The organism is Mycobacterium sp. M23085 (genome assembly GCF_045343915.1).
Classification (GTDB): Bacteria; Actinomycetota; Actinomycetes; order Mycobacteriales; family Mycobacteriaceae; genus Mycobacterium.
Genome location: NZ_CP174280.1, coordinates 1,275,561 through 1,295,661, shown reverse-complemented (window position 1 = coordinate 1,295,661; position 20,101 = coordinate 1,275,561). Strand labels below are relative to the sequence as shown.

Below are 20,101 nucleotides of genomic sequence, written 5' to 3'. Positions count from 1 at the left end.
TGAACGTTCGGCCAGTCAACTTGTCGGTGGCCTTCTCTAGTGTCACCGCCAACCGACCGATACCGGTCAGACGAACACCGACTATAGGAGAGGCACCATGGCGCAAGCCCCCGACCGCGAGAAGGCTCTCGAACTGGCGATGGCCCAGATCGAAAAGAGCTACGGCAAAGGCTCAGTGATGCGTCTCGGCGACGAGACCCGTCAGCCGATCTCGATCATTCCGACCGGATCCATCGCATTAGACGTGGCTCTGGGCATCGGCGGGCTGCCCCGCGGCCGGGTCGTGGAGATCTACGGCCCGGAATCTTCGGGTAAGACCACCGTCGCCCTGCACGCGGTGGCCAACGCCCAGGCCGCCGGCGGCGTCGCCGCCTTCATCGACGCCGAGCACGCGCTGGACCCGGAGTATGCCAAGAAGCTTGGCGTGGACACCGATTCCCTGCTGGTCAGCCAGCCCGACACGGGGGAGCAGGCCCTCGAGATCGCCGACATGCTGATCCGCTCCGGCGCCCTGGACATCCTGGTCATCGACTCGGTGGCCGCGCTGGTGCCGCGCGCCGAGCTCGAAGGCGAGATGGGCGACAGTCACGTCGGGCTGCAGGCCCGGCTGATGAGCCAGGCGCTGCGGAAAATGACTGGCGCGCTGAACAATTCGGGCACCACCGCAATCTTCATCAACCAGCTGCGCGAGAAGATCGGGGTGATGTTCGGTAGCCCCGAAACCACAACGGGTGGAAAGGCTTTGAAGTTCTACGCGTCGGTGCGCATGGACGTGCGCCGGATCGAGACGCTCAAGGACGGCACCAACGCGGTCGGTAACCGCACCCGGGTCAAGATCGTCAAGAACAAGGTGGCGCCGCCCTTCAAGCAGGCCGAGTTCGACATCCTCTATGGCCAGGGAATCAGCCGGGAAGGCTCGCTGATCGACATGGGTGTGGAGCAGGGCTTCATCCGCAAGTCCGGTTCCTGGTTCACCTATGAGGGCGAGCAGCTCGGCCAGGGCAAGGAGAACGCCCGCACCTTCTTGAAAGAAAACGACGAAGTCGCCAACGAGATCGAGAAGATGATCAAGGAAAAGCTCGGCATTGGCGCGGTCGTGACCGATGACGACGTCCTGCCCGCCCCCGTCGATTTCTGAGCCCTCCCGCGAGGAGCAGGCGCGGGCGCTGTGTCTGCGCCTGCTCACCGCGAGGGCGCGCACTCGGGCGGAGCTGCACGGCCAGCTGGCCAAGCGCGGCTATCCCGACGACGTCAGTGAGCGGGTGCTCGACCGGCTGGCCGCCGTCGGCTTGATCGACGACGCGGACTTCGCCCAGCAGTGGGTGGAGTCCCGCCGGGTGCACGCCGGGAAGAGCAAGCGCGCCCTGGCCGCCGAGCTGCACACCAAGGGCGTCGACAACGATGTGATCACCTCGGTGCTGGCCGGGATCGACGCCGGCGCGGAGCGGGACCGGGCCGAGCAGTTGGTCCGGTCCAAGCTGCGCCGCGAGACGCTGACCGACGACGATGCGCGGGTGACCCGCAGGCTGGTAGGGATGCTGGCGCGCCGCGGTTACAGCCAGACCATGGCGTGCGAGGTCGTTTTCGCCGAGTTGGCCGCCGAGCGGGAGCGCCGCCGGGTCTAGCCCCGTGACGTGCGGTTTCTCGCGGGCGGACCGGCCGCCGTACCATGGCCCCGTGACTTCGATGGTGGCGCGGGACGCGGGGGCCGCAGACGTGGGTGCCGTGTCCGTGCGCACCTACCAGGTCCGCACCTACGGCTGCCAGATGAACGTCCACGACTCGGAGCGGCTGGCCGGCCTGCTGGAAGCTGCCGGCTATCGGCGGGCGGCCGAGGGCTCGGATTTCGGCGACGCCGACGTGGTGGTGTTCAACACCTGCGCCGTGCGGGAGAACGCCGACAACAAGCTGTACGGCAACCTCAGCCACCTCGCGCCGCGCAAGCGCGGCAATCCCGAGATGCAGATCGCCGTCGGCGGCTGCCTGGCCCAAAAGGACCGGGAAGCCTTGCTGCGCAAGGCGCCCTGGGTCGACGTCGTCTTCGGCACCCACAACATCGGGTCGCTGCCCACACTGCTGGAGCGCGCCCGGCACAACAAGGTAGCCCAGGTGGAGATCGCCGAGGCGCTGCAGGAGTTCCCGTCTTCGCTGCCCAGCGCGCGCGAATCGGCTTACGCCGCTTGGGTTTCCGTATCGGTCGGCTGCAACAACAGTTGCACGTTCTGCATCGTCCCGTCGCTGCGGGGCAAAGAGGTCGACCGCAGCCCGAGCGACATCCTGGCCGAGATCGCCTCGCTGGTCGCCGACGGGGTGCTCGAGGTCACCCTGCTGGGCCAGAACGTCAACGCCTACGGCGTGTCCTTCGCCGACCCGGCCCTGCCCCGCGACCGCGGCGCCTTCGCCCGCCTGCTGCGCGCCTGCGGCGACATCGACGGGCTGGAGCGGGTGCGGTTCACCTCGCCGCATCCGGCCGAATTCACCGATGACGTGATCGAGGCGATGGCGCAGACGCCGAATGTCTGCCCCGCCCTGCACATGCCGCTGCAATCCGGATCCGACCGGGTGCTGCGCGCGATGCGCCGGTCCTACCGCGCCGAGCGCTACCTGGGCATCATCGACCGTGTCCGGGCCGCCATGCCGCATGCCGCCATCACCACCGACCTGATCGTCGGATTCCCCGGTGAGACCGAAGAGGACTTCGCCGCCACGCTGGACGTGGTACGCCAGGCCCGGTTCTCGGCCGCGTTCACCTTCCAGTACTCCAAGCGGCCCGGCACCCCGGCCGCCGAACTCGACGGGCAGATACCGAAAGCCGTTGTGCAGGAACGCTATGACCGGCTGATCGAACTGCAGGAGGCGATCTCGCTGCAGGGCAATCGGGCGCTGATCGGGCAGACCGTCGAACTGTTGGTCGCCACCGGCGAAGGGCGCAAGGACAGCCGCACCGCGCGGATGACCGGGCGCGCCCGCGACGGCCGGCTGGTGCACTTCGCCGTCGACACACCAGGCGACGTCAGGCCCGGCGACATCATCACCACGGTGGTCACCGAGGCCGCACCCCATCACCTCATCGCCGACGCGGGCGTCGTCACGCATCGCCGCACCCGCGCGGGTGATGCCCAGGCCGCCGGGCAGCGCCCGCGCGGCGTCGGCCTCGGCATGCCCGCCGTCGGGCCGCCCGTCGGCCCGGCCGAACCCCTTGGATGTGCGCTGTGAAAAAGCAGATGAAAAACGAAGACCCGCAGCTGGGCGCGCTGCGGACCGAAATCGAGGCCGCTGAACGCCGGGTGGCCCGCGGAATCGACCCCGGCCCGCGGGCCTTCTTCGTGTCGATCCTGGTTTTCGTGCTGCTGGCGTCGTTCGTCCTGCCGCACACCGGTGACGTGCGCGGCTGGGACGTGCTGTTCGGTAGCCACGGCGCCGGCGCGGCCGCCGTCGCCCTGCCGTCGCGGGTGTTCGCCTGGCTGGCGCTGGTGTTCGGGGTGGGCTTCTCGATGCTGGCGCTGGTGACACGGCGCTGGGCGCTGGCGTGGGTCGCGTTGGCGGGCACGGCTATTGCCGGGGCCGCGGGCATGCTGGCGATCTGGTCGCGTCAGACGGTGGCCGCGGGGCACCCGGGGCCGGGCTGGGGTCTGATCGTCGCCTGGCTCACCGTGCTCGCGCTCATCTACCACTGGGCTCGCGTGGTCTGGTCGCGCACCATCGTGCAGCTCGCCGCCGAGGAGCAGCGGCGCCGCGTTGCGGCGGCGCAGCAATCCACCTCGCTGCTGGACGGCCCGGCCATGCCCGACGAGACCGGGGAGGACCCCGGCACGACCCCGGGCTCTGCCGGCCGCTAGGGCCTGCGGGTCAGGGCCTCAACCGCCGCCTGCGCCCACTGTCGCCACTGCTCGGCGTTCGCCTTGGCCTCTTCGGCTTCCTTGGTCCGCCCGGCGGCCGCGGCTTTCTGAGCCTGCTGTTCGTATTGTTCGGCGCGGGCCTGGAACTGCTCGGCCCGGGCCTGCGCCTGGGGGTCGGACCAGCCCGCGTCGCCGGCGTCGCGCACCTTCTTCTCGACCGCGCGCAGCCGTCGCTCCAATTCGGCGGACCGCTCGCGCGGCACTTTGCCGATCGCGTCCCACTTCTCGGTAATGGTGCGCAGCGCCGCGCGGGCCGCGTCGTGGTTGCTGGTGTCGAGTTTCTCCGCCTCGGCCAGCAGGGCCTCTTTCGCGGTCGCATTGGCGCGGAACTCCGCATCCTTTTCCGCCGTCACCGCGTTGCGCGCGGTGAAGAACACGTCCTGGGCGGCCTTGAAACGCCGCCATAGGGCGTCGTCGACCTCCCGGGTCGCCCGGCCGGCCGCTTTCCACTCGGTGAGCAGCTTGCGGAATTCGGCGCTGGTGGCCGTCCAGTCGGTCGAGTCGGACAGCGCTTCGGCCCGCTCACACAGGCGTTCCTTGGCCTGCCGGATCCCCGAACGCTCCCGGTCCAGCTCGGCGAAATGCGATCCCCGCCGCCGGTTGAAGGCCTCGCGGGCCGCGGAGTAGCGCTTCCATAACGCGTCGTCGACCTTGCGGTCCACCCCGCTGATCGTCTTCCACTCGTCGAGGATGGCCCGGAACCGGTCACCCGCGGCCTTCCACTGCGTCGAGTTGGCGGCCAACTCCTCGGCCTCCGCCGCCAGCGCCTCCTTGCGGGCGGTCTGGGCGGCCCGATGCTCCTCGCGCCTGGAGCGTTCCGCGGCGACCGTCGCCTCGGCGTGCTCGGCGATGGTGGTCAACCGGCCCGCCAGCGCATCGATGTCGCCCAGCACGGCCGCCGTCGGCAGCGTCTCGGCCAGCTCGGCCGCATGCGCCTTGATCTTGCGCGCGTCACCGGTGCCGGAGGCCAGGCGCTCCTCCATCAGGGTGACCTCGGTGGCCAGGTCATCGAAGCGGCGGCCGAAGTGGGCGAACGCCGCCTCCCGATCGCCCGCCTGCCAGGAGCCGACGATGCGCTCGCCGGCGGCGCTGATCAGCCATACCGTGCCGTCGTCGTCCACCCGCCCGAACTGGTGCGGATTGCTGCGTGGCGGCGCCACCAGCGGATGAGCGGTGGTGGGCCGCGGGGTCGGCCGCGGGCCGGGACGGGGTCCCGGACGCGGCGCGGGCCGAGCGGAATCGTCCCGAGGCTCGTCAGCCGTCATGCGCTCGTCACTACCCTTTCGCAACCCTTCCGCGCGGTCCGTGTCCCGCGCGCCTGCCGCGCGTAGCGGCACCGTCTCCTGCCGCTGCCGGATGCCCGGGGCCGGGTTCTCCGAACAGCTGCTTAACGATATTCAAGCAGCTTGGCGGGGCGCGCGCCGCCACCTTGCCACACCGCAGGGGCCCGGCGGCCGCACGCCACCGGCGCCGTGCCCGCCCGGGCGGGTACGGTCGTGCTAATCGCGTCACCGCAGCGGAGTTCGCCGATCCCGGGTGAGCCCTGGTGAGCGGTGTCTTCGACCCTTTTCCGGGTCGCACGTCGGTTGGAGGTCAGCATCGCCAAGGTGGATATTGCGGCGCTGCTCGCGCTGATCGCCGCGCTGATGTCGGGCGTCGGGGACGTGATCCGGCAGCGGTCGGCGCAAGAGATCACCGACCAACAGGTGGGCCACCTCGCGCTGCTGCGGATGTCGTTGCGCGACGTCCGGTGGTGGCTGGGCGGTGTCGCGGCGGTGGCAAGCTTCACGCTGCAGGCGGTGGCGCTGAGCCTGGGCTCGGTGGTGCTGGTGCAGGCCCTGCAGGTGACGGCGTTGCTGTTCGCCTTGCCGGTTTATGCCTGGCTGACCAAGCACCGGCTGAGCCGCCGGGAGTGGGTGTGGGCGGTCCTGCTGGCCGCCGCGGTCGCCGTTTTCGTCATCGTCGGCGAGCCGGCCGCCGGTTATCAACGGGCGTCGCTGGATGCCTGGGCGGTGGTCGCGATGGTGATCGGGCCGGCGATGGCGTTCTGCGTGCTGGGCGCACGCATCTGGTCGGGCCCGCTGGCCGCGGTGCTGCTGGCGCTGGTGTCGGCGTCCTCGTGGGCGTTGTTCGCGGTGCTCACCAAGGCGGTCGTCGACGTGCTGCCGTATGGGCCGGGGGCGCTGCTTGGCACCCCCGAACTGTATGGCTGGGTGCTGGTCGCGGTGCTGGGCACGATCTTCCAGCAGTCGGCCTTCCGGGCCAGCGCGCTCACCGCGTCATTGCCGACCATGACGGTCGCCGAGCCCCTGGTTGCATCGGTGCTGGGGGTCACCGTGCTGGGGGAGACGCTCGGCGCCAAGGGGCCCGCGGTGTTCGCCTTGGTGGCCGCGGTGGTGGTGGTCATCGTCGCGACCACCGCGCTCGCGAGGGGCGAGGCCGCATCCATGAATGCGGCCGCGCCGGACGATCCAGCCGATGTTGTGACGCTCATCCCATCGCGCGCCGGGGGCGAGACGTAAAACGGCTGGCCGCGGATGGGGCTTAGCCATCGCGCACGGCCCGTCTGTGTAGTTCTCTTACAGTTAGCCCACGCGTTACATAGGTTCACGCGTTACATAGGTTGCTGAAGTACTAGTTGAACCGGTTACCTGCGGCGCAGTGAGCAATGTGTGGAACGTCATGCATTTGTAGTTGAACTGAACGCAAATTGTGCGTGTATTTGCCCGCGCCTCGGGGAAAGCTGGGTCGAACGACTGTGAGGCGGAGGGGTCGATATGTCGAAGGTTGATGTCGCAGCGTTACTTGCCCTGTGCGCGGCGCTGGCATCGGCGGTCGGCGACGTGGTCCGGCAGCGGTCGGCGCACGAGGTCACCGACAGGCAGGTAGGCCACCTCGAACTGTTCCGCATGTCGCTCCGCGACACCCGCTGGTGGCTCGGCGGCCTGGCCGCGATCACCAATTACAGCCTGCAGGCCGCCGCGCTGGCGTGGGGCTCGGTGGTCCTGGTGACCGCCCTGCAGGTGACCGCGCTGCTGTTCGCGCTGCCCATCTACGCGCGGCTCGCCCATCACCGGGTGAAGCCGCGGGAATGGATGTGGGCGCTCATCCTGGCCGCCGCGCTGGCGGTGGTCATCATGGTCGGCGACCCCGCGGCCGGCGAGCAGCGCGGGCTGCTGCGAACCTGGCTGATCGTGGCCGTGGTGATGATCCCGCTGCTGGTGGCTTGCGTGGTGGCGGCGCGGCGCTGGTCCGGCAGCCCGTTCTCCGCGGTGCTGCTCGCGGTGGTGGCCGGCTCGTCGCTGGCGCTGTTCGCGGTGCTGACCAAGGGTGTCGTCGAGATGTCCGAGAACGGCCCGCTGGCCGTGCTGACCTCACCGGAATTCGTGCCCTGGCTGCTGGTGGCGCTGGCCGGGATGATCTTCCAGCAGTCGGCGTTCCGCGCCGGCGCGCTGACCGCGTCGTTGCCGACGATGACCGTGGCCAAGCCGGTGGTCGCCGGCCTGCTCGGGGTTCTGGTGCTGGGTGAGACGCTGAACGCTAACGGCCCCAAGGCGTTCGTGCTGATCGGGGCGGTAGCGGTGGTCATCATCGCGACCATCGCGCTGGCCCGTGGTGAAGCCGCTTCCATCGACCGCGCCGAGCAGAGGTCCGGTGGTGCCCCGCGAGAAATCCCGGCCCCCGAGGTGATCGAAGACGACTTCGGGCCCTTCAGTGACCGGCTGGTGGTGGCGGACAGCGTTCGTCGCTGACTGGGGCCGCAGCCACATCGCACTGGTGGCGGGTCGCCGCGCTACTTTAATGGCGTGCTGAGCGCGATCGCGATCGTCCCGTCGGCGCCGGTTCTCGTTCCCGAACTTGCCGGAGCGGCCGCGGCCGAGGTGACCGATCTGACCGCGGCGACGCTCGCCGCCGCCGCGCTGCTGCCCGACAGCTGGGTGGTGATCGGAACGGGGCCCGCCGACGACGTGCTGGGTCCTGATGCGGTGGGCAGCTTCGCGGGTTTCGGCGTCGACGTGCGTGTCCGGCTCTCCCCACAGGCAGGCGAGGCCGCGCCGCCGCGTGCGCTCCCGGTCTGCGCGTTGCTGGCCGGCTGGGTGCGCGGTCAGGCGCAGCCGCACGCCGCCGCACAGGTCCGGGTCTACCGCGCCGACCACGACGCGGACACCGCGCTGAGGCTCGGCAAACACCTGCGCGCCGAGATCGACCGGCTGCCCGGACAGGTCGGGGTGCTGGTGGTGGCCGACGGCGCGAACACGCTGACAGCGGCCGCCCCGGGTGGACACGAGCCCGCCAACGCCGCCGCGCAGGAGGCCCTGAACGACGCGCTGGCCAGCGGTGATATCGCCGCGTTGCGCGGCCTGCCGCAGCAGATCCTCGGGCGGGTCGCATTCCAGGTGCTGGCCGGCCTGGCCGAGCCCGGGCCCCGATCGGCCAAGGAGCTGTACCGCGGAGCGCCCTACGGGGTGGGTTACTTCGCCGGCGCCTGGCAACTGTGACGGCCGCCGTGCGCCCCCTGGCGATCATCGGACCCACGGGCACCGGCAAGTCACAGCTGGCCCTCGACTTCGCGGAACGGGTCGAGCGGTTCGGCGTCCGCGCCGAGATCGTCAACGCCGACGCGATGCAGCTCTATCGCGGCATGGACATCGGCACCGCCAAGCTGCCCGTCGAGGACCGCCGCGGCATTCCGCATCATCAACTCGACGTCCTGGACGTCACCGAGACCGCGACCGTCGCCCGCTATCAGGGCGCCGCGGCCGCCGACGTGGAGGCGATCGCGGCGCGGGGCGCGCTGCCCATCATCGTGGGCGGCTCGATGCTCTACATCCAGTCGCTGCTCGACGACTGGGCGTTCCCGGCCACCGATCCCGCGGTCCGCGCCCGCTGGGAGCGACGGCTGGCCGAGATCGGAGTGGGGCGGCTGCACGCCGAGCTGGCCCGCCGCGATCCCGCCGCGGCCGCGTCCATCCTGCCCACCGACGCCCGGCGCACGGTGCGGGCCCTCGAAGTGGTCGAGCTGACCGGTCAGCCGTTCGCCGCCTCCGCGCCGCAGATCGGCAAGCCGAGGTGGGACACCGCCATTGTCGGGTTGGACTGCGACACAACCGTTCTCGATGAGCGGCTGGCCCGGCGCACCGACGCGATGTTCGCCCAGGGCCTGGTCGGCGAGGTGATCGCGTTGCTGGACAGGGGCCTGCGTGACGGTGTCACCGCGTCGCGCGCGCTGGGCTACGCGCAGGTGCTGGCGGCGCTGGACGAGAGCGGTCCGGCCGGGCCCGGCGCCGATCGGCTGCGGGACGCGCGCGAGCAGACGTTCGTCGGCACCCGGCGTTACGTTCGGCGCCAGCGGTCCTGGTTTCGCCGGGATCACCGCGTGCAGTGGCTCGATGTCGGCGCGGTGACCGCGGCCGAGGGCGCGGCCCTTGTCGAGGCCGCCGTGCGGGTATGGCGGGAAGTACCCTGAACAGGTGATCTTCGCGAAGGGGCACGGCACCCAGAACGACTTCGTGGTGCTGCCGGACCCGCAGGCCGAGCTGAGCCTGACCGCGGCCCGGGTGGCCGCGCTCTGCGACCGGCGACGCGGCCTCGGCGCCGATGGAGTGCTGCGGGTCACCACGGTGGGCGCGGCGCTGTCGGCCGGCGTGCTCGACCGGGTGCCCGACGGGGTGGCCACCGGCGACTGGTACATGGACTACCGCAACGCCGACGGGTCCGTCGCCCAAATGTGCGGCAACGGCGTGCGGGTCTTCGCGCACTACCTGCGCGCCAGCGGCATGGAATCACGCGACGAATTCGTGGTCGGGTCGCTGGCCGGTCCGCGGCCGGTCACGCTGCACCGCGTCGATGCGACCACGGCCGACATCAGCGTCGACATGGGCAAGGCCAACGCGCTGGGCCCGGGTGAGGCGGTCGTGGGCGGCCGGTGGTTCTCCGGCCTGGCGGTCGATGTGGGCAATCCCCACCTGGCCTGTATGGACCCGCAGCTGACGGCCGAGGCGCTGGCAGCGCTGGACGTGGCCGCGCCGGTGAGCTTCGACGCCGCCCAGTTCCCGGACGGGGTGAACGTCGAGATCCTCACCGCACCGGTCGACGGGGCGGCGCACATGCGCGTGCACGAGCGGGGGGTCGGCGAAACACGCTCGTGCGGCACCGGCACGGTCGCCGCCGCGGTCGCCGCGCTGGCCGGTGCCGGTGCGGCCACCGGCACGCTGACCGTTCGGGTGCCCGGCGGCGAGGTCGTCGTCACCGTCACCGACGCCACCAGCTTCCTGCGAGGACCGTCCGTGCTGGTAGCCAGAGGAGAACTCAGCGGGGAATGGTGGCGCGCACAGCAGCGTTAAATCAGGTGCGCGACATCGTTTTCGCGTGCATCATCGTTTATTGCCTATGACAGAACCTGAATTTCGCGAGCACGCTCCGACAGTCCCGGAGCCCAGCACGGGCGAACTCGCCCTAGAAGATCGGTCAGCGCTGCGTCGTGTCGCCGGCCTGTCCACCGAACTCGCCGACGTATCCGAAGTCGAGTACCGCCAGCTGCGGCTCGAGCGGGTCGTCCTGGTGGGTGTGTGGACCGACGGCACCGCCGCGGACAGCGAGGCCAGCATGGCCGAGCTCGCCGCGCTGGCCGAGACCGCCGGCTCCGAGGTGCTCGAGGGGCTGATCCAGCGCCGCGACAAGCCCGACCCGTCGACCTATATCGGTTCGGGTAAGGCCGCCGAACTGCGCCAAGTGGTGCTGGCGAGCGGCGCCGACACCGTCATCTGCGACGGCGAGCTGTCCCCGGCGCAGCTCACCGCGCTGGAAAAGGCGGTGAAGGTCAAGGTCATCGATCGCACCGCGCTGATCCTCGACATCTTCGCCCAGCACGCCACCAGCCGGGAGGGCAAGGCTCAGGTCGCGCTGGCCCAGATGGAGTACATGCTGCCGCGACTGCGCGGCTGGGGTGAATCGATGTCGCGGCAGGCCGGTGGTCGTGCCGGCGGCAGCGGGGGAGGCGTGGGTCTGCGCGGTCCCGGTGAAACGAAGATCGAGACCGACCGGCGGCGCATCCGCGAGCGGATGGCCAAGCTGCGCCGCGAGATCAAAGACATGAAGCAGGTCCGCGACACCCAACGCAGCCGGCGGGTGCACAGCGACCTGCCCTCGATCGCCATCGTCGGCTACACCAACGCCGGCAAATCGAGCTTGCTCAACGCCCTGACCGGGGCGGGGGTACTGGTGCAGGACGCGTTGTTCGCCACCCTGGAACCCACCACCCGGCGCTCCGAGTTCGATGACGGCCGGCCGTTCGTGCTCACCGACACCGTCGGATTCGTCCGGCACCTGCCCACCCAGCTGGTCGAGGCCTTCCGCTCCACGCTGGAAGAGGTCGTCGACGCCGACCTGTTGGTGCACGTCGTCGACGGCTCCGACGTCAACCCGCTGGCGCAGATCAACGCGGTCCGTCAGGTGGTTTCCGACGTCGTCGCCGACTACGGGTCCGACGGCGACGCGCCGCAGGAGCTGGTGGTGGTGAACAAGGTCGACGCCGCAAGCGATTTGGCGCTGGCCAAGCTTCGTCATGCCCTCCCGGGCGCCATGTTCGTGTCCGCCCGCACCGGCGACGGTATCGACGCCCTGCGCCGCCGGATGGCCGAGCTGGCCGTTCCCGCCGACACCGCCGTCGACGTGGTGATCCCGTACCACCGCGGCGACCTGGTGGCCCGCCTGCACGCCGATGGGCGCGTCCAGCAGGAGGAGCACAACGCCACCGGGACGCGCATCCGGGCCCGGGTTCCGGTGGCCCTGGCCGGCCGGCTGCGCGAGTTCTCCGCCCACTGATCGCGCATCGCCCCTCCTAGCAGGGCACGGTGCCGGCGGCGTGGGGCAGCCCCACAATCCCGACGGGACGCGACCCCGGCGGCTGTCTACCAACCGTCCGGTTGGTATATGTTGGGCTGCAGAAATCCCAGCCGCCGGAGGTCTTCCATGAGCAGCGCCATCAAATATCAGCGCACTCTTTTCGAGTCAGAGCACGACCTGTTCCGTGAGTCCTACCGGGGCTTCCTCGAGCGCCATGTCGCGCCCTACCACGACGAGTGGGAGAAGGCGAAGATCGTCGACCGCGGTGTCTGGCTGGAGGCCGGTAAGCAGGGCTTCCTCGGCATGGCGGTGCCCGAAGAGTACGGCGGTGGCGGCAACCCCGACTTCCGGTACAACACGATCATCACCGAGGAGACCACCGCCGGTCGCTACAGCGGCATCGGTTTCGGCCTGCACAACGACATCGTGGCGCCGTACCTGCTGGCCCTGGCGACCGAGGAGCAGAAGCAGCGCTGGCTGCCGAAATTCTGCACCGGAGAGCTGATCACGGCGATCGCGATGACCGAGCCGGGAACCGGAAGCGACCTGCAGGGCATCAAGACCCGTGCCGTCAAGCAGGGCGACCACTACGTGCTCAACGGCTCAAAGACGTTCATCACCAACGGAATCAACTCCGACCTGGTGATCGTGGTCGCACAGACCGACCCGGAAAAGGGCGCGCAGGGCTTCTCGCTGCTCGCCGTCGAGCGCGGCATGGAGGGCTTCGAGCGCGGGCGCCACTTGGACAAGATCGGGCTGGACGCGCAGGACACGGCCGAGCTGTCGTTCACCGACGTGCACGTGCCGGCCGAAAACCTGTTGGGCCAAGAGGGCATGGGGTTCATCTACCTGATGCAGAACCTGCCGCAGGAACGCATCTCGATCGCCATCATGGCGGCCGCGGCCATGGAGCAGGTGCTCGAGCAAACCCTGCAATACACCAAGGAGCGCAAGGCATTCGGCAAGCCGATCGGCAGCTTCCAAAACAGCCGCTTCGTGCTGGCCGAGCTGGCGACGGAGGCGACCGTGGTCCGCATGATGGTCGACGAGTTCGTCCGCCTGCACCTGGACCACAAGCTGACGGCCGAACAGGCCGCGATGGCCAAGTGGTACGCGACCGAAAAGCAGGTGCACCTGATCGACCGCTGCCTGCAACTGCACGGCGGCTACGGCTACATGCGCGAATACCCCGTTGCCCGTGCCTATCTGGATGCCCGGGTGCAGACCATTTACGGCGGCACAACCGAGATCATGAAGGAAATCATCGGCCGCAGCCTCGGCGTATAGCGTTTCGTTTGCTCGACACCGGCGCGGGCCGCGACTCTATTGTCGGTGAGCGACAAAGCGACCCACCCGCGTCTGCGCGCATCGTCAGGCCCTTGGTCTCGGCTGCCGGTGACTGCCCACGCGCCCCGTCGCAATTCTGCTGTGCGGGTGGGTAGCCGGCGCCGTCACCGAGCCCGCGTTTCGGCCGCCTTTCCGTGCGAAATCTGCAACGCCGCGCGAACGATGCCGCGGCGGATCGTGCGGGGGCCATTGGCAGGCATCATTTCGACATCGGTGTGGTATCCGTTTTTGTAAAATTTGTAATTTGACTTCGCATTGCTTGTTGGCTGGAGCAAAGTTATGCGAGCCCGGCGATGAGGCTGATCGTGCGCGGGTCCATTTTCCGCGCAAGTACCGCCCACTCGCCGGTTATGGCAGGTACGGGCATAGCCGCAGATAGAGCCATATCCGCCGGCTGGAAGGCTTGGTGAAGGTGCAGAGAGGTCACATGCGCAGGCTGATCGGAAGCGCGCTGGTCAGCTTGACGACCACAGCACTGGCCGCCGTGTTGCTGGCCCCGTCCGCGGTCGCGAGTCCGATCGGCGACGCCGAAGCCGCGATGATGGCCGCATGGGATAAGGCCGGCGGCGACACCTCACCGCTGGGCGCCCGCAAGGGCGACGTGTACCCCGTCGGGGACGGTTTCGCGCTGGATTTCGACGGCGGCAAGATGTTCTTCACCCCGGCCACCGGGGCAAAATTCGCCTACGGGCCCGTCCTGGACAAGTACGAGCAGCTCGGTGGGCCGGCCGGCAGCGATCTGGGCTTCCCGACCATTAACGAGGTGCCCGGTCTGTCCGGTCCGGACAGCCGGGTGATCACCTTTTCGGCCAGCGACAAGCCGGTGATTTTCTGGACGCCCGAGCACGGCCCATTCGTGGTGCGCGGCGCCCTCAACACCGCCTGGGACAAGCTGGGCAGCTCGGGCGGGGTGCTCGGCGTGCCGGTCGGCGACGAGACCTACAACGGCGAGGTGTCCTCGCAGAAATTCAGCGGCGGCCAGGTCTCATGGAACCGGCAGACCAAGCAGTTCAGCACCGATCCGCCGGCGCTGGCCGACCAGTTGAAGGGCCTGCAGGTGGCGATCGATCCCACCGCGGCAATCAACACGGCCTGGCGCGCGGCCGGCGGACCCACCGGCCCGTTGGGCGCCAAGCAGGGCGGGCAATATCCCGTCGGCGGCGACGGAATCGCCCAGAACTTCGCCGGCGGCAAGGTGTTCTTCACCCCGGCTACCGGCGCGAACGCCGTCGAGAGCGACATCCTGGCCAAATACGAGTCGCTGGGCGGCCCGGCCGGTAGCGATCTGGGATTCCCCACCACCAACGAAACCGACGGCGGCATCGGGCCGTCCAGCCGGATCGTCACCTTCTCCGCGGCCGACAAGCCGGTCATCTTCTGGACGCCCGATCACGGCGCGTTCGTCGTGCGCGGGGCGATGAAGGCCGCGTGGGACAAGCTGCGCGCCCCGGCCGGCAAACTCGGTGCGCCGGTCGGCGACCAGGCCGTCAACGGCGACATGGTCTCGCAGCAGTTCACCGGCGGCAAGATCTCGTGGAACCGGGCGAAGAACACGTTCAGCACCGAACCGGCCAACCTGGCGCCGCTGCTGTCCGGCCTGCAGGTATCCGGCCAGAACCAGCCGAGCAGTTCGGCCATGCCGGCGCACCCGAAGAAGTTCACCTGGCACTGGTGGTGGCTCATGGCCGCCATTCCGGTGCTGGTGCTGCTCGTGCTGTTGGTGTGGGTGCTCTTCGTCTGGCGCCGGCGCCGGCCGCGGCCCGAGGACGCCGCGGGCTACGCGCCCGGCCACGGCGGGGACTTCGGCGTCGACCCCGACGGACGCTGGGCACACGACGATTCCGACCACGAGGCCGAGCCCTTCGGGCTCAGCGCGCCGCACCAGCCTGAACCGGAACGGGAGGCCGCGCGGGTCGGCTGGCAACGTCAGGTTCCCGCCGAAAGCGACTACGGGTTCGAGGAGGAAGACCCGGACGCCGTCGACACCGATTCCATCCCGGTCGTCTCCGAGGAGATGCTGTCGGAGGCAGAGTATTCCGACGCCGGCGCCGACTACACCGACTACACCGACGCCGTTCCCGAGGTCGCCGAGTCCGAGACCGCCGACGACGCCGCCTACGTCGATGCCGACGACCCGGACGCCGGCTACGCGGAGGAGGAGGTGTACGACGAGGACGAGTACCCCGACGTCGCCGTTCCCCGCACCCCGCCGGACAGCGACGCCGTTACCGGGGCCCTGGAAACCGCTGAGCCGCAGGACGAATACCTCGAGCTGGCGACGCCGGAGCCGGCAGCCGACACCGCGGCGGGAGCCGACGTGGCGGAGGCCGTGGTCGCCGGTGCGGTCGCGGCCGGGACGCCGGCACGAAGCGGCCGGCACGCCGCCGCGGACGCCGAGGACGGCTCGGAGAACGGCCTCGCCGGCCCGGACGGCCGACCCACCATCCACCTGCCGCTCGACGATCCCTACCAGGCGCCCGACGGATACCCGATCAAGGCGAGCGCTCGTTACGGGCTGTACTACACGCCGGACAGCGACCTGTATCAAGACACGCTCGCCGAAATCTGGTTATCGAGCGAAGAGGTCGCGCAGGCCAACGGCTTCACCAGGGCTGATTGACCCGGCCCGCGCCCCCGGTCAGACCTTGCGGATCACCGTGACGACCTTGCCCAGCACGCTCGCGTCGTTGCCGGGGATGGGATCGAACGCCGGGTTGTGCGGCATCAGCCACACCTGACCGCCGGCGCGTTTGAACGTCTTGACGGTGGCCTCGCCGTCGAGCATCGCCGCGACGATGTCGCCGTTGTCGGCCACGTTCTGCTGCCGGACCACCACCCAGTCGCCGTCGCAGATCGCGGCCTCGACCATCGAGTCACCGACCACCTTGAGCAGGAAAAGCGTGCCCTCGCCGACCAATTCGCGCGGCAGGGGGAAGACGTCCTCGACGGCCTCTTCGGCGAGGATGGGCCCGCCGGCCGCGATGCGCCCGAGCACCGGGACGAACGTGGGCTCCGGCAGGGCGTCCGAGCCGGCCACCTCGGTGGCGGGCGCCGCCACCTCCTCGTCGGCACCGCGGACGTCGACCGCGCGCGGGCGGTTGGGGTCGCGGCGCAGGTATCCCTTGCGCTCCAGGGTGCGCAGCTGGTGCGCCACCGATGACGTCGACGTCAGACCGACGGCGTCGCCGATCTCCCGGATGCTCGGCGGATAGCCGCGGCTGGTGACCGAGGTGCGGATGACATTCAAGATGGTGCGCTGCCGTTCGGTCAGCGAGGAGTCCACGGAGTGCAACCGGCCCTCGGGGCCGGCCGATGAAATGTCGTTGCTGTCTCCCATGGCAATGAATGTAGCCGCATCGCGAACAGGAATCAAACATGTGTTCGAGTGGCGTGTCGGCGTCGGATCGCTCGCGGAAAAACCCGAGAACCGGGTGAATCACAAATGTGTAACTCTTCGAAATACCGGGTATTTGAGCCTCGTGACAGTGGTAGAGGCCGACGAACTTGTCGGTGGTGTGATCTAGCGTTTGCTCGTGCGACACGCTTCGCTCAAATGTTCGGGTTTCGAACATATAAGCGATTAGAGTCGAACACACGAGCGAGAGCTAGTTGACCGGAGGAACGAAGATGACAGTCATCCACACGTCTGCGCCGCGTACCAGCAGTCTGCGGCGCCCGATCAACGGGCCCGTTCAGGGCGCTCACTATGGACGGGACGGCCTGGCCCGTTCGCGCAGGCCCGCCCCGTCGCGGCCGGCGGGTGAGGCGACGCGCTACTACGGCACCGGGGTGGCCATGTCCGTCGCCCCGCACCGCCGGCGTGCCACCACCTGGGCGTCGACCATCGGGCTGGCGCTGGCCGCCGGGGCGATCACGCTGTGGCTGGGTCTCGTCGCGAATGTCGGCCAGGCGCTCAACGGCGACTCCGCGAACACGGCGGCTCACGTACCCGACCGGCTCGCGGTCGTCCGCGTCGACGCGGGGGAGTCGCTTCAGGACTTCGCGCACCGGGTGGCACCCAACGCGCCGACCACCCAGGTCGCCGACCGCATCCGCGAACTCAACGATCTGCACTCGTCCAACCTGATGGCCGGCCAGACCCTGATCGCACCGGTGGGCTGACACTTCTTGTGCCAAAACGGCTCTGGGGCGCCCGGCGGCTCCATTAGCCGGTCAAGTCGGGGCGCGGGTACGCTCAAAGTCCTGCGGTACCTTGTCGGCGCGACGAAGGAGCGGTCATGCACTGTCCGTTCTGCCGCCATCCCGACTCCCGGGTGATCGACTCGCGTGAAACCGATGAAGGGCAGGCCATCCGCCGCCGCCGATCCTGTCCCGAGTGCGGACGACGCTTCACCACCGTGGAGACCGCGGTCCTGGCGGTGGTCAAGCGCAGCGGCGTCACCGAACCTTTCAGCAGAGAGAAGGTCATCAGCGGCGTCCGTCGGGCATGCCAGGGGCGCCAGGTCGACGACGATGCGCTGAACCTGCTGGCCCAGCAGGTCGAAGACACCGTGCGCGCCGCGGGTTCGCCGGAGATCCCCAGTCACGAGGTCGGTCTGGCCATCCTGGGGCCGTTGCGCGACCTCGACGAGGTGGCCTACCTGCGGTTCGCCTCGGTGTATCGGTCGTTCGAGTCGGCGGACGATTTCGAACGTGAGATCCAGGCGCTACGCGATCACCGGGGAGTGACGACCCCGGGCTGACGGAACCCGGCGGGCCACCCCGGCCTAGGCTCGCGTCCATGCCCACTGACTTGCATCCCGACCTTGTGGCGCTGGCCCCGCTCGTTGGGGCCTGGTCTGGTCAGGGTTCCGGAAAGTACCCGACGATTCCGCCCTTCGACTATCTCGAGGAAGTCGTGTTCGCCCACGTCGGTAAGCCGTTTCTGGCCTACGGGCAGAAGACCAAGGCGGTGGCCGACGGCAAGCCGTTGCATGCCGAAACCGGATATCTTCGCGTGCCCCAACCGGGTCACCTCGAACTGGTTCTGGCGCATCCGTCCGGCATCACCGAAATCGAGGTCGGCACGTACTCGGTCACCGGGAGCCTCATCGAGATGCAGATGTCGACGACCACGGTCGGGTTGACGCCCAGCGCGAAAGAGGTGACGGCGCTTGGCCGTTTCTTCCGCATCGACGGCGATGAGCTGTCCTACACGGTGCAGATGGGTGCGGTCGGGCAACCGCTGCAGGACCACCTCGCCGCGACGTTGCACCGGCAGCGCTGAGCACTCTGGAGTGCCTGCCGTCAGTCCAGTTGTCTCACACCGTCATTGATGACGCGCCCGGCCACCCCGACCCAGCCCTCGGCGCTCCACGTGGTGTCGATGACGGAGCCCTTGCCCTGGGTGATCCGCAGGCCTTGGCAAAGATAGTCGGTGATCCGCATCGCCGCCGAACCGGTCGCCTCGTCCTCCACCACACCGAGGTTGGCGGCGAACATGCGCACCCGCAGCGACCCGGCCGCCCGGTCGGTCCATGCCCACAGGTAGTGCGCGGTGTCATCGGGATAATCCGCCGGGTCGGCGGCGAGAACCGCTTCGGCCGAGTCGAATTCGTGCAGGGCGAAGTCGGGCGCCCATTCCGCGCGGGCGTTGATGGCGGCGCGGTCGCCGTCGTAACCCACCTGCACGATCCCGGCCGGGACCTGCAGCGTGTTGATCGGCGAACCGTTCTCGCGCAGCCACCACGTCGCGCCGACGGTCGGGTGCCCGGCGAACGGCAGTTCGGTTCGCGGCGTGTAGATGGTGGCGTGCGCGGTGGTGGAGCCGGGAGCCGGAAGGTCGACGAAAACCGTCTCGCTGTACCCCAATTGGGTTGCCAGCCGCTGCCGGTCCGCGGGCTCGACCTGACCGGCATCCACGACGCCCAGCGGATTACCGAAATTGCCGTCCTGGTCGGTGAACACCCGCAACACCGTCACGTCGATCCCCATGGCACGACTGTACGGCGCCGCGCGCCGCATCGATCAAGGCGATCAGGTGGCGCTGCGTTCGTCGGACCCCATCGCGTTCAGCACGGCGACGCGGGTGGGAGCGGGACCCGAGACGGCCCGCTCGCCGCCGCCGGTGCGGAGCAACGCGCGAAGACTGGCCTGGTCGTATTCGGCGGGGTCGGTGGAATCGATGAAGCGCTCCACGACGTCGATGAAACGCGCCGGATCGTCGTGGAAGGGAAAGTGGCCGGAGCCTTCGAAGATCTCCAGACGGGAACCTGGCATCGCGGCGTGCGCCATCCACGCGTGCCGGACGGGAACCACCACATCCTTTGTGCCCCATACGATTTGCACTGGAATGGCTTCGGTCAGATAACAACGGTCGAGCATGGTGACGATCTGCCCGCGCCAATCCACCACCGCCCGCAACGTCCGGCTGAATGCCGCGGAGGCCGTCGGTTCGGGCAGGTCGTCGAGGATCCGCAGCACGTTGGGCAGGTCACGGCCCAGGCCGCTGCTGCCCAACGCCACGCCCAGCACGCGTCCCATGAGGTGAACCGCCGGCCGCACCAGCGGCAACCGCAGCAGGGCGATCGCTTCGCTGCCCATCGGCAGCGAAGCCCAGCGCAACACGAAGTTGACGTCCTTGGTTACGCCGCCGGCGCCGACCAGGATCAGCCGTTCCACCAAATGCGGGAACTGGTAGGCGAATTGCATGGCCACGCCGCCGCCCAGTGAGTGGCCGATGATGGTGACCCGCTCGATGTCGAGCACGCTGAGCAGGTCACGCATCCCGTTCGCATAGGCGGCAATCGAGTAGTCGGCGCGCGGCTTGTCGGATCGCCCGTGCCCCAGCAGGTCGGGAGCGATCACCGTGAAGCGCTGGGCGAGCTTGGCCTGCACCGTATTCCATGTGGTCGAGTTGTCACCGATGCCATGGATCAGCAGGATCGCCGGCCCGGAACCGGCGATCCGATAGGCCCGCCGGTAACCGTGGATGGTGCGGAACTCGAGCTTGGGTGCGATGACTTCACGCACCGGGCGGAGCGTGGTCTTGCGCTTCCGCTCGGTCATAT

The 20,101-nt window shown here is 69.2% G+C and carries 19 protein-coding genes; 15 read left to right on the top strand and 4 right to left on the bottom strand.

From position 1 onward, the window contains the following. Positions 1–97: 97 nt before the first annotated feature. From recA to ACIUM1_RS05620, 4 genes are all read left to right on the top strand, one after another. Complete coding sequence (gene recA / locus ACIUM1_RS05635; RefSeq protein WP_007774959.1) at positions 98–1,138, top strand: recombinase RecA; 1,041 nt, start codon at positions 98–100, stop codon at positions 1,136–1,138. Next, a complete protein-coding gene (gene recX / locus ACIUM1_RS05630; RefSeq protein ID WP_406816258.1) occupies positions 1,104–1,625 on the top strand; it encodes a recombination regulator RecX in 522 nt (173 codons plus the stop codon). Before recA ends, recX begins: the two co-directional genes overlap by 35 nt. Positions 1,626–1,686: 61 nt before the next feature. Then, positions 1,687–3,216: a tRNA (N6-isopentenyl adenosine(37)-C2)-methylthiotransferase MiaB gene (gene miaB / locus ACIUM1_RS05625; protein WP_406817548.1), complete on the top strand. Its 1,530-nt coding sequence runs from the start codon at positions 1,687–1,689 to the stop codon at positions 3,214–3,216. An 8-nt stretch (positions 3,217–3,224) separates the two neighbouring features. Beyond that, the gene (locus ACIUM1_RS05620; protein ID WP_406817547.1) at positions 3,225–3,839 is read left to right on the top strand and encodes a hypothetical protein; all 615 of its coding nucleotides are present in this window, start codon (positions 3,225–3,227) and stop codon (positions 3,837–3,839) included. Here the strand turns inward: ACIUM1_RS05620 and ACIUM1_RS05615 are convergent. After that, positions 3,836–5,164, bottom strand: a complete 1,329-nt coding sequence (locus ACIUM1_RS05615; RefSeq protein ID WP_406816257.1) for a DUF349 domain-containing protein — start codon at positions 5,162–5,164, stop codon at positions 3,836–3,838. The genes ACIUM1_RS05620 and ACIUM1_RS05615 overlap by 4 nt on opposite strands. A 333-nt stretch (positions 5,165–5,497) precedes the next feature. Here ACIUM1_RS05615 and ACIUM1_RS05610 point away from each other — a divergent pair, with 333 nt between their 5' ends. The 8 genes from ACIUM1_RS05610 to ACIUM1_RS05575 all read left to right on the top strand — a co-directional run bounded on the left by ACIUM1_RS05610 (position 5,498) and on the right by ACIUM1_RS05575 (position 15,711). Then, positions 5,498–6,421, top strand: coding sequence for a DMT family transporter (locus ACIUM1_RS05610; RefSeq protein WP_406817546.1), 924 nt, complete (start codon positions 5,498–5,500; stop codon positions 6,419–6,421). Between the two features lie 255 nt (positions 6,422–6,676). Beyond that, on the top strand, positions 6,677–7,651 hold the full coding sequence (locus tag ACIUM1_RS05605) for a DMT family transporter (protein WP_406816256.1): 975 nt from the start codon (positions 6,677–6,679) through the stop codon (positions 7,649–7,651). A gap of 54 nt (positions 7,652–7,705) precedes the next feature. Next, on the top strand, positions 7,706–8,398 hold the full coding sequence (locus ACIUM1_RS05600) for a hypothetical protein (protein WP_406816255.1): 693 nt from the start codon (positions 7,706–7,708) through the stop codon (positions 8,396–8,398). Positions 8,399–8,406: 8 nt separating this feature from the next. After that, entirely contained in the window at positions 8,407–9,366 is a 960-nt protein-coding gene (gene miaA, locus ACIUM1_RS05595; protein WP_406817545.1) for a tRNA (adenosine(37)-N6)-dimethylallyltransferase MiaA, read from the top strand. A 4-nt stretch (positions 9,367–9,370) separates the two neighbouring features. Then, on the top strand, positions 9,371–10,243 hold the full coding sequence (dapF, locus tag ACIUM1_RS05590) for a diaminopimelate epimerase (protein WP_406816254.1): 873 nt from the start codon (positions 9,371–9,373) through the stop codon (positions 10,241–10,243). A gap of 46 nt (positions 10,244–10,289) precedes the next feature. Continuing rightward, positions 10,290–11,723, top strand: a complete 1,434-nt coding sequence (hflX, locus tag ACIUM1_RS05585) for a GTPase HflX (RefSeq protein ID WP_406816253.1) — start codon at positions 10,290–10,292, stop codon at positions 11,721–11,723. Positions 11,724–11,870: 147 nt separating this feature from the next. Beyond that, the gene (locus ACIUM1_RS05580) at positions 11,871–13,031 is read left to right on the top strand and encodes an acyl-CoA dehydrogenase family protein (RefSeq protein ID WP_406816252.1); all 1,161 of its coding nucleotides are present in this window, start codon (positions 11,871–11,873) and stop codon (positions 13,029–13,031) included. Positions 13,032–13,518: 487 nt separating this feature from the next. Beyond that, the gene (locus tag ACIUM1_RS05575; protein ID WP_406816251.1) at positions 13,519–15,711 is read left to right on the top strand and encodes an LGFP repeat-containing protein; all 2,193 of its coding nucleotides are present in this window, start codon (positions 13,519–13,521) and stop codon (positions 15,709–15,711) included. A gap of 18 nt (positions 15,712–15,729) precedes the next feature. Here the strand turns inward: ACIUM1_RS05575 and lexA are convergent, their stop codons facing one another. After that, positions 15,730–16,428 (bottom strand): transcriptional repressor LexA, encoded by a 699-nt coding sequence (gene lexA / locus ACIUM1_RS05570; RefSeq protein ID WP_406816250.1) that lies wholly within the window; start codon positions 16,426–16,428, stop codon positions 15,730–15,732. Positions 16,429–16,718: 290 nt separating this feature from the next. Between lexA and ACIUM1_RS05565 the strand changes: the two genes are divergently transcribed. The 3 genes from ACIUM1_RS05565 to ACIUM1_RS05555 all read left to right on the top strand — a co-directional run bounded on the left by ACIUM1_RS05565 (position 16,719) and on the right by ACIUM1_RS05555 (position 18,318). After that, complete coding sequence (locus ACIUM1_RS05565) at positions 16,719–17,213, top strand: LysM peptidoglycan-binding domain-containing protein (RefSeq protein WP_406816249.1); 495 nt, start codon at positions 16,719–16,721, stop codon at positions 17,211–17,213. A 116-nt stretch (positions 17,214–17,329) separates the two neighbouring features. Beyond that, a complete protein-coding gene (gene nrdR, locus ACIUM1_RS05560) occupies positions 17,330–17,794 on the top strand; it encodes a transcriptional regulator NrdR (protein ID WP_406816248.1) in 465 nt (154 codons plus the stop codon). Between the two features lie 38 nt (positions 17,795–17,832). Beyond that, positions 17,833–18,318 (top strand): peroxynitrite isomerase, encoded by a 486-nt coding sequence (locus ACIUM1_RS05555; protein WP_406816247.1) that lies wholly within the window; start codon positions 17,833–17,835, stop codon positions 18,316–18,318. A gap of 20 nt (positions 18,319–18,338) precedes the next feature. Here the strand turns inward: ACIUM1_RS05555 and ACIUM1_RS05550 are convergent, their stop codons facing one another. Next, complete coding sequence (locus tag ACIUM1_RS05550; protein ID WP_406816246.1) at positions 18,339–19,025, bottom strand: PhzF family phenazine biosynthesis protein; 687 nt, start codon at positions 19,023–19,025, stop codon at positions 18,339–18,341. A 42-nt stretch (positions 19,026–19,067) separates the two neighbouring features. Continuing rightward, positions 19,068–20,099 carry an alpha/beta fold hydrolase gene (locus tag ACIUM1_RS05545; protein ID WP_406816245.1) on the bottom strand — a complete coding sequence of 344 codons (1,032 nt, stop codon included), beginning with the start codon at positions 20,097–20,099 and terminating at the stop codon, positions 19,068–19,070. Between the last annotated feature and the right edge of the window lie 2 nt (positions 20,100–20,101).